General features: G+C 39.9%; 10 protein-coding genes and 1 pseudogene. 4 read left to right on the top strand and 7 right to left on the bottom strand.

Features of this window, described 5'->3' with window-relative positions:
• Positions 1-119: 119 nt before the first annotated feature.
• Genes fdnG through fdoI form a run of 3 tightly spaced genes read left to right on the top strand, consistent with a single transcriptional unit; the run spans position 120 to position 4763 of the window.
• Complete coding sequence (gene fdnG / locus C0T34_RS16895; protein ID WP_099659235.1) at positions 120-3167, top strand: formate dehydrogenase-N subunit alpha; 3048 nt, start codon at positions 120-122, stop codon at positions 3165-3167.
• Between the two features lie 10 nt (positions 3168-3177).
• Entirely contained in the window at positions 3178-4107 is a 930-nt protein-coding gene (gene fdxH / locus C0T34_RS16890) for a formate dehydrogenase subunit beta (protein ID WP_098941594.1), read from the top strand.
• A complete protein-coding gene (gene fdoI / locus C0T34_RS16885) occupies positions 4104-4763 on the top strand; it encodes a formate dehydrogenase cytochrome b556 subunit (RefSeq protein WP_109850524.1) in 660 nt (219 codons plus the stop codon). The genes fdxH and fdoI overlap by 4 nt, the downstream gene beginning before the upstream one ends.
• Positions 4764-4847: 84 nt before the next feature.
• Here fdoI and fdhF read toward each other — a convergent pair whose 3' ends face one another.
• Positions 4848-7016 carry a formate dehydrogenase subunit alpha gene (gene fdhF, locus C0T34_RS16880; RefSeq protein WP_109850523.1) on the bottom strand — a complete coding sequence of 723 codons (2169 nt, stop codon included), beginning with the start codon at positions 7014-7016 and terminating at the stop codon, positions 4848-4850.
• Positions 7017-7631: 615 nt separating this feature from the next.
• Between fdhF and C0T34_RS16875 the strand changes: the two genes are divergently transcribed.
• A complete protein-coding gene (locus tag C0T34_RS16875; RefSeq protein WP_098941591.1) occupies positions 7632-8948 on the top strand; it encodes a sodium-dependent transporter in 1317 nt (438 codons plus the stop codon).
• 149 nt (positions 8949-9097) lie between these two features.
• Here the strand turns inward: C0T34_RS16875 and C0T34_RS16870 are convergent, their stop codons facing one another.
• The 6 genes and pseudogenes from C0T34_RS16870 to C0T34_RS18370 all read right to left on the bottom strand — a co-directional run.
• The gene (locus C0T34_RS16870) at positions 9098-10405 is read right to left on the bottom strand and encodes a TRAP transporter large permease (protein WP_098941590.1); all 1308 of its coding nucleotides are present in this window, start codon (positions 10403-10405) and stop codon (positions 9098-9100) included.
• A 2-nt stretch (positions 10406-10407) separates the two neighbouring features.
• Positions 10408-10968: a TRAP transporter small permease gene (locus tag C0T34_RS16865; RefSeq protein ID WP_098941589.1), complete on the bottom strand. Its 561-nt coding sequence runs from the start codon at positions 10966-10968 to the stop codon at positions 10408-10410.
• A gap of 52 nt (positions 10969-11020) precedes the next feature.
• On the bottom strand, positions 11021-12031 hold the full coding sequence (locus tag C0T34_RS16860; RefSeq protein WP_098941588.1) for a TRAP transporter substrate-binding protein: 1011 nt from the start codon (positions 12029-12031) through the stop codon (positions 11021-11023).
• 340 nt (positions 12032-12371) lie between these two features.
• A complete protein-coding gene (locus C0T34_RS16855; RefSeq protein ID WP_088494233.1) occupies positions 12372-12845 on the bottom strand; it encodes a YhcH/YjgK/YiaL family protein in 474 nt (157 codons plus the stop codon).
• Positions 12846-12879: 34 nt separating this feature from the next.
• Positions 12880-13500 (bottom strand): bifunctional 4-hydroxy-2-oxoglutarate aldolase/2-dehydro-3-deoxy-phosphogluconate aldolase, encoded by a 621-nt coding sequence (locus C0T34_RS18375; RefSeq protein WP_226892366.1) that lies wholly within the window; start codon positions 13498-13500, stop codon positions 12880-12882.
• Positions 13501-13545: 45 nt separating this feature from the next.
• Positions 13546-14460: pseudogene (locus tag C0T34_RS18370) on the bottom strand (sugar kinase); the annotation flags it as partial.
• Between the last annotated feature and the right edge of the window lie 262 nt (positions 14461-14722).

Here is a 14722-nt window from a genome sequence, read left to right as displayed (position 1 = left end):
GTTCACAAAACGATACTCAGGTCTGTCTTGAATGATTGAAAAATGAAATCGTATCTTTACTGGACGTTTTTTAAACGCCCGGTACGGATGTTATTTATCAATTTATCAAGGAGACACTGATGCAAATCAGTCGTAGGTCTTTCTTTAAGATCTGTGCTGGCGGTATGGCTGGCACATCTGCTGCATTACTAGGCTTGGCACCTGAAGTATCTATTGCGAACGCTCGCCAATATAAATTATTACGTTCCGTTGAAACTCGTAATAACTGCACTTATTGCTCTGTAGGTTGCGGTATTTTGATGTATAGCCTTGGGGATGGCGCAAAGAATGTCGATAAAAGTATTTATCACATTGAAGGCGACCCTGATCATCCTGTTAGCCGTGGCTCTTTATGCCCGAAAGGTGCTGGGCTTGTCGATTATATACACAGTGAAAATCGCCTGAAATATCCTGAATATCGTAGACCTGGCTCTGATAAGTGGGAGCGCATTTCATGGAATGAAGCGATTGATAAAATCGCCCGTCTGATGAAAAAAGATCGTGATGAAAACTTTGTTACCCATAATGAAAAAGGGCAGGAAGTTAACCGCTGGCTCACCACCGGTATGCTTTGTTCTTCTGCTGCTAGTAATGAAACCGGAATTTTAGATAATAAATTTTCTCGTTCATTAGGTATGATTGCTATCGATTGTCAGGCAAGACTTTGCCATGCGCCAACCGTTGCAGCATTAGCTCCAACTTTTGGTCGTGGTGCAATGACCAATAACTGGGTTGATATTAAAAACGCTAACGTTGTGCTGATCATGGGCGGTAACCCTGCTGAAGCGCACCCTGTCGGTTTTAAATGGGTTATCGAAGCTAAAATTAAGAACAATGCGAAGGTTATCGTTGTCGATCCTCGTTTTAACCGTAGTGCTGCCGTGGCCGATCTCTATTCACCTATTCGTGCAGGCTCTGATACTGCATTCTTATTAGGTGTTATTCATTACCTTATCGAACACAATAAAATTCAGCATGAATATGTGAAAGCCTATACCAATGCATCTTTAATTGTGCGTGAAGATTTTAGCTTTGATGAAGGTCTTTTTAGTGGATTTGATAAAGAAAATCAAAGCTATGATAAAACCTCATGGCACTATGAACTTGATGAGAATGGTTTAGCATTAAGAGATAATTCACTGCAACATCCTCGTTGTGTGTGGAATCTTTTAAAACAGCACGTTTCACGTTATACCCCTGAAATTGTTACCACTCTTTGTGGCACACCTTTAGAAGATTTCACCTATATCTGTGAAGCGCTTGCGTCTACCAGTGTAAAAGACAGAACCTCAACTATTTTGTATGCCCTTGGTTGGACACACCATACCGGTGGTGCTCAAACTATCCGTGCGGCAGGTATGATCCAGTTATTATTAGGTAACGTGGGTATGCCAGGTGGTGGTGTGAATGCGTTACGTGGGCACTCGAATATTCAAGGTTATAGTGATCTGGGTTTATTATCATTAAACCTACCGGGTTATATGCCTCTTCCTAATGAAAAACAAACATCATTAGAAACTTATTTATCTCAGGTAACACCGAAAACCGTGGTTGCAGACCAAGTTAACTACTGGAAAAGAACCCCTGATTTCTTTATTAGCTTACTAAAAAGCTTCTGGGGTGAGCACGCAACGGCACAAAATGAATGGGGTTATCACTGGTTACCAAAATGGGATAAAAGCTATGACATCATGGCGCAAACCCAATTGATGATCGATGGAAAAATGAATGGTTATATCGTTCAAGGTTTTAACCCATTAGCCGCTTTTGCCGATAAAAATAAATGTAGCGCCGCATTAGCCAAACTAAAATATATGGTTGTCATAGATCCCTTAGTGACTGAATCATCTAATTTCTGGCAAAACCACGGCGAGATGAATGAAGTCTCACCAAAAGATATTCAAACTGAAATCTTCCGTTTACCTTCATCATGTTTTGCTGAAGAAAATGGCTCAATTGCAAACTCAGGTCGCTGGTTACAATGGCACTGGGCGGGCGCAAAACCACCAGCACAAGCATGGCATGATGGTAAAATTTTAGGGCATTTATTAATGCGTCTGCGCGAGCTTTATCGTGAAGAAGGCGGCGTTTGCCCTGAGCCTGTAATGAATCTTTCGTGGAACTACGTTGACCCTTACGATCCACAACCTGAAGAAGTGGCGAAAGAAGCGAATGGTCAAGCCATGCAAGATATCTTTGATGAAACAGGCAAATTGTTGTTTAAAAAAGGACAACAACTTGATGGTTTCCATCAACTGAAATCAGATGGTTCAACTGCGAGTTTCTGTTGGGTTTATTCTGGTTGCTGGACTGAAAAAGGCAACCAAATGGCGAACCGTGATAACGCCGATCCATCTGGACTAGGTTGTACACCGGGTTGGGCTTTTGCGTGGCCTCAAAACCGTCGTGTGTTATATAACCGCGCATCAGTTGATCCACAAGGGCAGCCTTGGGATGCAAAGCGTCAGCTTATCAAATGGAATGGTAATCAATGGGTTGGCCCTGATGTACCCGATTATAGCAATGCAGCGCCTAATAGCGGTGTAGGCCCGTTCATTATGCAACCAGAAGGTATGGGACGTTTATTTGCTGTTGATAAAATGGCTGATGGTCCATTCCCTGAATTCTACGAACCGTTTGAATCGCCAACAGAAGATAATATTCTGCACCCAAAAGTCTCTCGTAACCCTGTTGCACGTTTATATAGCTACGATGCCGAACATTTAGGTAAAGCAGATGAATTCCCTTATGTTGCAACAACCTATTCAATTACTGAATTGTTCCGTCACTGGACAAAACACTCATTGATTAATGCTATTGCACAACCTGATCAATTTATTGAGATTGGTGAACAACTTGCTTCACGTAAAGGCATTGTTCAAGGTGATGAAGTTAAAGTCAGCGCTAAACGTGGCTATATCAAAGCCAAAGCCGTGGTGACTAAGCGTATTAGACCACTAACGATCAATGGCAAAGTCGTTGATACCATCGGCATTCCTTGTCACTGGGGCTTTGAGGGGGCAACTCGCAAAGGTTTCCTTGCCAATACATTAACGCCATCTGTGGGTGATGCAAACTCATTCACACCTGAATATAAGGCGTTTTTAGTCAATATTGAAAAGGCATAAGGGGAAACTGATGTCATTGCAATCTCAAGATATTATTCGTCGTTCTGCTACCAATTCCCTCACACCTGCACCACAGGTACGTGACTTTAAAGAAGAAGTGGCAAAGCTTATCGATGTGACAACCTGTATTGGCTGTAAAGCCTGTCAGGTTGCCTGTTCTGAATGGAACGATATTCGCGATAAAGTCGGTCTTAATGTCGGTGTTTATGATAACCCGATGGATTTAACCGCTAAATCGTGGACCGTAATGCGATTTTCTGAAGTCGAAGAAAACGGCAAGCTGGAGTGGCTAATTCGTAAAGATGGCTGTATGCACTGCGCTGATCCAGGTTGCTTAAAAGCGTGCCCAGCAGAAGGTGCCATCATTCAATACGCTAATGGTATTGTCGATTTTCAATCAGAACACTGTATTGGTTGTGGTTATTGTATTGCGGGTTGTCCTTTCGATGTTCCTCGTATTAATGAAGAAGATAATCGCGCTTATAAATGCACATTGTGTGTTGATCGTGTTGAAGTCGGTCAAGAGCCTGCTTGCGTAAAAACCTGTCCAACAGGTGCGATTCATTTTGGCTCTAAAGAAGCGATGACTCACCTTGCCAATGAGCGCGTTGCTGAACTTAATACCCGTGGTTATGACAAAGCCGGTTTATACGATCCACAAGGGGTTGGCGGAACTCACGTTATGTATGTCCTTCATCATGCAGATAGACCTAACCTATATCATGGCTTACCAGAAAATCCAGAAATTAGCTCAACGGTTAAATTCTGGAAAGGTATTTGGAAACCATTAGCGGCGGTTGGTTTTGCAGCCACCTTTGCAGGCGCAATGTTCCATTATTTAGGTATTGGCCCTAATCACACCACAGAAGAAGATGAAGTAGAGGCACAAAAAGAGATGGAAGCATCACAAAATTCAGTGAATAAAGAGGAGCAGAAATAATGAAGAAGAAAAGTGATAAAATCCTTCGTCATACTGCCTCAGAGCGTATTAATCACTGGGTTGTGGCGATTTTCTTTATCTTTACCACTTTTAGTGGATTGGGCTTTTTCTTCCCATCTCTAAACTGGTTTATGAATATTTTAGGCACACCACAGCTTTCGCGTTTACTGCATCCATTTACGGGTGTCGCGATGGTGTTCTTCTTTATCTTTATGTTTTTTAGATATTTAAAGCATAACTTTGTTGATAAAGACGACTTAGTGTGGGCGAAGAATATCCATAAAGTGCTACAAAACGAAGAAGCTGGTGATATTGGGCATTATAACTTAGGTCAAAAAGGGATTTATTGGGCATTAAGTATTAGCCTTATCGTCCTTACCATCAGTGGTGTGATTATCTGGCGTCCTTATTTTGCGGATTATTTCTCTATCCCCGTTATTCGCATTGCCTTACTGGCTCACTCACTGTCCGCTATCTTACTGATCATAACGGTAATTGTTCATGCTTATGCTGCATTTTGGGTAAAAGGTTCAATTCGTAGCATGATTGAAGGCTGGGTAACTCGAGGTTGGGCGAAAAAGCACCATCCACGTTGGTATCGTGAGATTTTAGAAGAAGAGAAAAAAGAAGCAGAAAGTAAATTAAACCAAAAATAATAGACTGCTTTTTTCTATAAAATAGATGTGAGAAAAAAATGGAGGCTTAATGGCCTCCATTTCTATTTTTAATCAACGCTTAACTTAATGTGCCGCTGTTTTTGCTTGCTCCACTAAGTTTATTAAGCGGCTTCTCATTGTGTGATAGTGTTGAGAAACTTGGCTTTCCGCCCATTTTTGATCCTCAATTTTAATCACTCTAGCTGCACAATATTTGGTTTCAGGTGTTTTTGACACAGGATCAAGATTATCTTGAGTTAGCTCATTACATGCTCCAATCCACCATTGATAAGTCATATAAATCGCTTGCTTGTTGATTGTCTCATTCACATTACAACGAGACATCACTTTACCTCTGCGTGATTCCACCCAAACAATCTCTTGATCACGAATACCAGCTTCTTTGGCTATATCAGGGTGAACTTGAACATAACCGGGTTCATCTGCAAGTGATGCCAATGCTTTACAGTTACCCGTCATCGAGCGACAAGAGTAATGCCCCACTTCACGCACTGTAGATAAAATCATTGGATAGTCAGCATCGGGTAATTCAGCAGGTGCTCGCCATGGTGTCGCGAACAACTGACCTTTACCTGATGGAGTGGTGAATTGGTTACCTGAATATAAATAAGGTGTCCCTTTATCTTCAATATCAGTACAAGGCCACTGAATATGTGCTAAACCTGCTAGTTTTTCATAAGTGACACCAAAGAACAGTGGGCATAATGCTCTGACTTCATTCCAGATCTCTTCATTATTTTCATAAGACATCGGGTAGCCCATTTCAGTGGCGAGTAAACTAATGATTTCCCAATCACGTTTTACATTGCCACGTGGTTCAATGGCCTTTTCAAAACGTTGGAATCCTCTATCCGCACAGGTAAAGATACCTGCATGTTCCCCCCAACTGGTTGAAGGTAAAATCACGTCGGCTTGCTCTGCAGTTTTGGTCATAAAGATGTCTTGAACTACCACAAAATCGAGCGCTTCAAAGCCTTTTCTCACTAAGCCTAAATCGGCTTCGGTTTGGAGTGGATCTTCGCCCATGATGTAATACGCTTTTACTTTGCCTTCAATGGCTAAATGCGGTACTTCAGTAATCCGATATCCCACTTCAGGATCGAGTTGTTCAACAGGAATATTCCACGCTTGAGCAAATTTTTTACGTGTTTTTTCATCGGTAACATATTGGTACCCTGGGAACATGTTGGGTAAAACACCCATATCACACGCACCCTGAACATTATTTTGTCCACGAACTGGTGCAACACCAACATGCGGTTTACCTAAATTACCCGTTAATAATGCAAGACCAGATAAGCCTTTAACCACATCAACTGCTTGGCCAAATTGTGTGACCCCCATTCCCCACATAATCGTGGCTGTTTTAGCGCCCGCATAAGTACGCATTGCCTTACGGATTTCCATTGCAGGAATGCCGACAATATCTTGTACCGCTTCAGGGCTATAGTCTGCGAGTTGTTTTTTATATTCTTCGAAACCTTCGGTATAGCGGCTGACATAATCTTTATCATAAAGATCTTCATCAATTAGCGTATACGCAAAGGCATTGACTAACACCATATTAGTCCCATTTTTTAATGGTAAATATTGATTAGCAATTTTGGCTGTTTCGATTTTACGAGGATCACAAACGATTATTTTCGCACCTTTTTGTTTCGCTTTAACCACACGGCGCGCCACAATAGGATGAGAGTCAGCACAGTTATAGCCAAAAACTAATAAGCAATCTGAATCTTCAATATCCGCAATCGAGTTGCTCATAGCACCATTGCCGAGTGTTTCTTGTAAGCCCGCAACAGAAGGGCCATGACAGACACGCGCACAGCAATCGACATTATTATTACCTAATACCGCGCGAACAAATTTCTGCATCACAAAGTTGGTTTCATTCCCTGTACCACGAGAAGATCCTGTACACATGATGGATTTCGCACCGTATTTTTCTTTGATTTCCAGTAATTTTTTTGCCGTATATTGAATCGCTTCATTCCAACTTACAATTTCAAAATCAGCCCCTTTTTGTCGGCGGATCATGGGTTCATGAATTCTGGCTGTCAGCAATTTATTGTCATTAAGAAAATCCCAACCATAGAGCCCTTTTAAGCAAAGTTCTCCTTGATTGGTGACACCATTGGCACCTTCAGCTTTGATTATTCGACCATTTTCGACACAGAGATTGATTTTGCAGCCAGCGCCACAGTAAGGACAGACGGAGTTGATTTTGTTCATTTGATATCCTTTCCCCTAACTAGGGAGTAAAAGAGTCATAAAGAACATTTAACTAAGCAGGAATTATGCCAATTAATTTTCAAAATATAATCAATGAGATATAAAAATAAAATAATATTTGATAATCATTTCGTCATTTTTGTCGATGATTACCATGCACAAATAGGATTAATACTCTAACTTATTACGGAATTAAGTGATTAGCATCAGGAAAACATTTAGAAATAAAAATTAATACTGAATTCTAATAAAATTTATTTCTTTAGTTTGAATTTATGATATAAATAATAAATACGCATTTTGAAAAACAATATTTCATATTGCATTGCGATTATATCCATTTCAATAAAGAGCAAAAAGATGAATATGAACACCAATAACCGACTCCTAGGCCTAAACCTACTACTCCTTCGTTAGGTGGCCGAGCACGTTCATTTTTTTGCAAAAGCCACCAGTCAGGTGGCTTTTTGTTGTGCCCCTACTGGTGGAACTGTTTTTTAGGGGAGTTTCTATGATGTTTAGTTTCACCATTAGGATGATGAGTTACAACGTCTTACCAATAATCCACTGTATGGCAATGCCTTTCATAACAAACCAAATGAAGCAGGAGGCAAAATGAGCCAACAATGGACATCACGAGTCGGTCATATCTTAGCAGCCGCTGGCTCTGCAATCGGTATTGGCGCAATCTGGAAGTTTTCTTATGTCGCAGCCAATAATGGTGGCGGTGCATTTTTAATTGTCTTCTTGTTATTTAGTTTTGTTATCGGGCTTGCTGTATTACTGGCTGAAAATATTTTGGGCAGTAGTACACACGCTGAAGCTGTTAACGCATTTAAAAGAATGATGGGACGCAATTGGGTCATCATTGGCGTTATTGGTGTATTCAGCTCTTGGTGTATTTATAGCTTCTATAGTGTTGTCGGTGGTTGGACAATTGGCTATACCGTTATGGCGGCAACAGGTCAGTTGAATATTACAGATAGCGCCGAATTAACCGGTATTTTTACCCGCTTTATTAGTGATCCTTTATGGCCTATTTTGGCTCACCTTACCTTTGCTGGATTAACCTGTTTTGTGGTTTTAGCGGGTGTACAACGTGGATTAGAGAAAGCTGTCAAAATCATGATGCCAATGTTATTTATTATTATGATTTTATTGATTATTGTTGGTATCAGCTTACCCGGTTCTTCTGAAGGTTTAAAATTATTTTTATACCCTGATTTCAGTAAGTTAACCCCTCAAGGTGTATTAGATGCATTAGGGTTAGCCTTCTTCTCACTGTCTATCGGTTTAGGTATTCACATCACTTACAGTGCTTATTTGGCGGATAACAAAGGGATCGCCAACTCCAGTATGTGGGTCGTTATTTTATCTTGTATGGTGTGTGTCCTTGCCGGATTAATGATTTTCCCTGCATTATCTGCCGCAGGTTTAGAGCCGAATGCAGGCCCCGGTTTAACCTTTATGACTATGCCGGTTTATTTTGCCAACTTACCCGGCGGTAATATTTTAGCAGTAACTTTCTTTGTCTTGTTATTAATGGCAGCGTTAACCTCTGCAATTTCATTACTTGAGCATATCGTAGCTTATGTGCAGATGCGTTTTCAGTGGACTCGTCGCCGTGCTGGATTAGTGGTTACAGCCTCTATTATGTTGATGGGTATTCCCGTTTCATTATCTTTTGGACCTATGAGTGATGTGACATTAGGGGGCAAGACGGTCTTTGATTTATTGGATTATCTGACATCCAATATCTTGATGCCTTTATTTGGTATTGCGATGTGTTTGATCTTTGGCTGGTCAAGTAAAGCGAATGCATTTATTCCTGAAAATATCACTGGGTTAAAACGTCAAAGCTTATTACTGGTATGGCGTTATATTGGTCCAGTTTGTATAGGAATCATTTTAGTTCATGGATTGATTGGCTAAATAAATTCCCTGTAAAAAACGTTTATTAAACAAGAAAAGAGAGGGTCAAATGACCCTCTCTTTTCTTGTTTAATAACAGCCTTTTTATAATCAGGCTTGTTTTATTTTGGATACTTTATATTACTTCTCCCCTAGTAGCTTTATCAATACTACCCAACCAATCCCATAGCTTGAGGTAAGAACATAGAAATTGCAGGAATATAGGTCACTAATAACAACACAAGAATAATCACAGCAAAGAAAGGTAATAGCGGTCTAATTACACCTTCAATCTTAATTTCACCTATCTTACAACCAGTAAATAAAATAGGACCTACTGGCGGTGTTATCGTACCTAATGAAAGGTTAAACACCATCATGATACCGAATTGAACAGGGTCCATACCAAATTGAGCACAAATCGGTAGGAAGATTGGAGTAAAGATTAACACTGCGGGTGTTGGGTCCATAAAAGTACCAACCAACAGCAAAACCAGGTTCATAATCAGTAAGATAACTAAAAAGCTATCGGTAAAAGAGAGTAAGCCTGATGCGATAATGGCAGGTATTTTAGTAAATGCCATTACCCAAGACATAATGGATGATGTTGCGAGCATCAAAATAACAATTGCTGTCATTTTTGCGGTTGCTAAGAAAATAGCAGGCAAATGGTCTATTTTGATATTTTTATAGCACATACCTAAGATTAAAGAATACACAACTGCAATAGCTGAAGCCTCTGTTGCAGTAAAAATCCCGCCTAAGATCCCACCGATAACAACCACAATCATCATTAAGCTAGGAACCGCATCAAGCACGAGCTTAAAGGCTTGTCCTTTCATGGTACGCTTTTCAGCAACATAACCGCGACGTTTAGCAATAAAACCTGCCACTAACATCACACCCAGTCCCCATAAAATACCAGGAATATAGCCCCCCATAAACAGAGCTGTAATCGATACACTTCCTGCAACCGTAGCATATACAATCAGTGTATTACTTGGTGGAATTAACATACCCGTTGGCGCTGATGCAATATTCACTGCTGCACTAAAAGCGGGGTCGTAATTTTCTTTCTTTTGGATTGGGGACATGATCCCACCAATCGCCGCCGCAGAAGCAACACCTGAGCCACTGATTGAGCCAAATAGCATATTTGCGACAACGTTAGTTTGCGCTAAAGGCCCCGGTAAAAAGTTACTGACTAACTTAGCGCAGTTAATTAAGCGAATAGCGATACCGCCGTTATTCATTAAGTTACCCGCCAGAATAAAGAACGGGATCGCTAACAGAGCGAAAGAGTCTAGCCCCACAAACACGCGTTGAGCTGACGTTAAAATAGCACCATCAAAAGGCAATATCATTGCCATGGCGAAGAAAGAAGAGAGTCCAATACTGACGCTGATTGGTGTACCAATAAATAAGAGAAGGAATGCACCAATAAACATGACTAGGGCAACAACAATTGCAATATCCATGGTTACACCTTTTGCTTTGAAGAAAGTTGTCTAACCAATCCATATTGGTTATATAAGCAATAAAAAACAGAGAGAACACCGCTTATAGGTATAGCTGCATAGATAACCCCAATAGGGATTTGCAGTGCCGAATCAAGTTGTCCCATTTGGCGACTCATACCGATGTAGCCACCAATAGTGAGCACCAATAACACAAAAACGGTTGTGGCGAACTCACCTAAAATTTCAAGGCAAATACGGACTTTATGAGGCATACGATCACGCATAAACGTAATCGCGATATGTTCACGTAACCCAAATACATAAGCACTACCAATTAAAATTAACCAGATAAATAGGTAACGAGAAAGCACTTCACTGACTGCACTAGGATCGTTAAATAGGTAACGGGTCACAACTTGGTAAGTCACCAATATCGTCATTAAACCCACAAGAAAAATACAAAAATAAGCGACGATGGTATCTATTTTTAGCTTAATGTTTGTTAAAAAAGTATAAAAATCCTTTTTTGCAACAGGCGTATTAGAGTCGTTTGAAGAGGGTAATTTCTCTGAAGGTTCCATGGTTGATCCTTATAATAGGGGCTAAAAATTTAGCCCCTTGTAACAAACGGCATTAGTTGGCTAATGCGCGGATCTTATTGTAGATATCTTTCTGTTCTGGTGTGGTCAGCATCGATTCTTGCAGCGGTTTACAACGCTCTTGGAATGGCTTGATATCAACCTCAGTAAATGTTGCACCTTGGCTAATAGCAGATTGTCGAGCCGTATCTAACGCTTGGTTAAAGAGATCAAACTCAGTCACTGTACTTTCTTTTGCTAACTTACGGAAAGTCGCCTGATCTTCAGGGCTCATCTTATTTATGAATGCTTCATTCGCAATTAATAAGTCAGCAACCATAACATGGCGGGTATAAGAGAAATGAGGTGCAACTTCATACTGTTTCAAATCAGCATAAGTGATTTCGTTATTCTCTGCGCCATCAAGAACACCTTGTTGGATAGCGGAATAAACTTCACCCTGTCCCATAGGAACACCTGTTCCCCCCATGCAAGACAACATTTTCACCATAGTGTCAGATTGCATGACTCGGATCTTTCTTCCTTTCATGTCTTCAGGTGTTTTAACGGGAGTTCCTTTCACATACATACTACGAGCACCTGCGGTATAGGCAGTAAGTACCTCGAAACCATTTCCTTTGGTTGAGCTAAATAGGCCATCTAACATATCACCTGTAAAAACTTTTCTTTGGTGTTCTGAGTCGTTATAGATATAAGGCATAGCCAGAACAGAGAAGTTTTTGTTGTAGTTTTCAACAAGAGGGTTAGCAACCACAGCCAATTGAATGGCACCTGATTGAACTAATTCAAGAGCGGCACGTTGGTCACCCAATAATTCATTAGGATGAATTTCGAGTTTATATTTACCCCCCGTCGCAGCTTCTAATTTTTGACTGAAATCTTCCAATGCTTTGTATTGAGGATTTTTTTCAGACTGGTTAAAAGCCGTTTTCAAAATAACAGGACTATCTGTTTTGTCATCTTCACCACATCCCGATAAAAAAAGGCTAGCGACTACAACGGTGCTGATAAGAGATAACTTAGGCAAAACATTCATTGTATGCATGTGAACCCCTTATGGGTTTGCGTATTTTGATAATGTTAATCCTACTTGAATTTGACGATATTTCAGTGATCAAATTCAAGAAAATGAAATGGCGTTCCTATTTTTTGAAAATAGATGACCATTTTTATATTTTTAATTTTATAAATATAATAACCTATTGATAAAAAAGTATTAAATTATCTAGAAAAGATAATTTATCGGTAAAAAAACAGAAAATATATCTTCTGAAATAAACTATAGAATCTCTTTAAACCTGAATTATCGGCTACTTATTAAGCAGAAAAGTAGCCAATAATCATATTTAGAATGGGGAATAATAGGATGAAGATCTTAGTTATTATTACTGGGTTGCCAGCCATGTTTTGCTGATTTTAAAAACCGCCTTTTTAATTTTTTGCGAAGCATTTACCTGGCAAGTAGGTCGATGAACTTCTCCGGGATAAAAAATGGCAAAATCCCCTGTATCAAGCAATAAACGAGTTGTAATAGGTGGATTATCTAAGAAAATCAGATCTGGTTTTGTTTCTTGATATTGATGAGGATAGGTAATCGTTGTGCTGGTAGAGATCATCTCTTGCCCTTTAAGCACAACTTGAATATCAAGATAATGATCATGAAACTCACTTTTTAAGTTTTCTTCACGATCAGTAGTCGGTGTGGAAATAATATAAAAAACATCATTATTAATAATGTTATATGTCCCTTCACTCTTCTCTTGCAAAGCGTTTAACGATAACTCTTTTTGAGTGAGTAATTTTAACAGTGCAGGCGGCAGCATTGTTGCATCGAGTTGCTTTAAATTTCCAGTGATCATCAGGTTACCCTCTTAAATCCGTGTTTAAATTCAATTACAAAGCTGCCATTGCTTCCTTAGCAAGAGCGCCTATTTTTTCCCATTGTTGATTATCAACGAGATCTGAAGGCACCATCCATGTACCACCACAAGCAACAACACGAGGTAATGCGAGATAATCTTTCACATTATTGGCATTAACTCCGCCTGTCGGCATAAAAGAGACAGGATAAACGGCACTCAACGCTTTGAGCATACCAATACCGCCTGAAAGTTCTGCCGGGAAAAACTTCAATAGATTGATGCCGAGTTCCATTGCCTCTTCAACTAAACTTGGTGTGTTAATACCCGGAATAATAGGAATGCCTCTTTGCTGGCAATACTGCACAATACGAGGGTTAAATCCCGGACTCACAATAAAATCCGCACCAGCTTCAATTGCCTGATCAACCTGTGCTTTCGTTAATACTGTACCTGCACAAATGATCATTTTCGGGAATTCATTTCTTAACTGTCGAATAGCTTCTGCAGCCGCAGGAGTACGAAAAGTTATTTCAGCACTAGGCATACCGTTTTCAACTAATGCTTTACCCAATGCGACAACATCATCTGCATTTTTAATTGCGATAACAGGAATAATTTTTAGTGCCGAAAGTTGTTCAAGTAATGTTGACATAGTGTGTCTCGTTGAATGAATAAGTGGCGCTTTTATTGAGGAATGTGGCATCGCGACTATTGGGATAATCGCACCACGATGTTGAATAACCGTACTTGCAAGTAAGTGTGCATAACGCGCAGACATCACAACTGACTCACCCGCTAATCGCGTAGCAAGATAACCTGCACTGAATGAATCACCTGCGGCGGTTGTATCAATCACACTTTGCTTATCGAGTTTTATGGCGGGAACTTCATCACAATGTCCTTGCTGTATAATGAGGCAAGGTTCTGCGCCTTTTTTAATAACGATTTCTCCAACACCAAATTCAATCGTTCTAGACACACATTGCGCTACTTCGCTATCCCCCCAAAGAAGGAATTCATCGTCTAATGTGAGAAAAGCCAAGTCAGTGAGTGACAAAATAGCTTGATAGGCTTTTTGCGCAGCATCGAAACTTTCCCATAATCTTGGTCGATAGTTATTATCAAAGGTGATCTTCACACCCTTTTCTCGACACTTCGCTAATTGTTGTAAAAGCAGTTCTCTATCTTCAGGAGATAAAATCGCCAAGCTGATACCGCTTAAGTAGATATAATCAAAATCAAGCAGTTGCTGAAAAATCATTGGGGCTTTTGGTGATCGTAACCAATATCGTGCGGCAGCATCGTTACGCCAATAATGGAAGGTACGCTCTCCTTGGCTATCCGTATTTATGAGATAAAGTCCGGGTAATTTATTGTCTAATCTCTGGACTAATTCAGTATGTACGCCTTCTTCTTGCCATTGCGCTAACATGGCACTACTCATTGAGTCTGTACCTAACGCACTTACATAATGAACAGATAAATTGGGGTTTACACGAGTCAAATAAACAGCAGTATTAAGAGTATCTCCTCCAAAATGGCGTACAATATTCGCCTGACTTTCGGATAATTCAATCATACATTCGCCAATAACAGCCACATTGATAGCCATAGCGCTTTCCATTTTCACATTAGCAGTGATGTTATTTTATTTTAAATCGATTCAATTAAAAAGATTTAAAACAACATTTCATTAATTTTGTGATATTGTCATTATTTTCAAAATACATAGAAAGTAAGTTTAAAGAAGATCCATAAAAAGCCATAAAGTACTCATCATGTTATCGTGTGTTCAGATACCCAATAGCATATACAAAACCATGGCGGCTATTTATCTCTATCTACTTTAAATTCAAAGTGATACACACAGAAAA

It is taken from the genome of Proteus sp. CA142267 (assembly GCF_003336825.1).
In the GTDB taxonomy this organism is placed as follows: Bacteria; Pseudomonadota; Gammaproteobacteria; order Enterobacterales; family Enterobacteriaceae; genus Proteus; species Proteus terrae.
The sequence above is the reverse complement of the archived record's forward strand: the minus strand, read 5'-3'. Positions and strand labels throughout refer to the sequence as shown.

Bases quoted from the DNA above. Each gene is read 5' to 3' on its own strand.
- C0T34_RS18375 (WP_226892366.1), bottom strand. From the start codon at position 13,500: ATGTCAACATTACTTGAACAACTTTCGGCACTAAAAATTATTCCTGTT.
- fdhF (WP_109850523.1), bottom strand. From the start codon at position 7,016: ATGAACAAAATCAACTCCGTCTGTCCTTACTGTGGCGCTGGCTGCAAA.
- C0T34_RS16865 (WP_098941589.1), bottom strand. From the start codon at position 10,968: ATGGAACCTTCAGAGAAATTACCCTCTTCAAACGACTCTAATACGCCT.
- C0T34_RS16860 (WP_098941588.1), bottom strand. From the start codon at position 12,031: ATGCATACAATGAATGTTTTGCCTAAGTTATCTCTTATCAGCACCGTT.
- fdxH (WP_098941594.1), top strand. From the start codon at position 3,178: ATGTCATTGCAATCTCAAGATATTATTCGTCGTTCTGCTACCAATTCC.
- fdnG (WP_099659235.1), top strand. From the start codon at position 120: ATGCAAATCAGTCGTAGGTCTTTCTTTAAGATCTGTGCTGGCGGTATG.
- C0T34_RS16855 (WP_088494233.1), bottom strand. From the start codon at position 12,845: ATGATCACTGGAAATTTAAAGCAACTCGATGCAACAATGCTGCCGCCT.
- C0T34_RS16870 (WP_098941590.1), bottom strand. From the start codon at position 10,405: ATGGATATTGCAATTGTTGTTGCCCTAGTCATGTTTATTGGTGCATTC.
- C0T34_RS16875 (WP_098941591.1), top strand. From the start codon at position 7,632: ATGAGCCAACAATGGACATCACGAGTCGGTCATATCTTAGCAGCCGCT.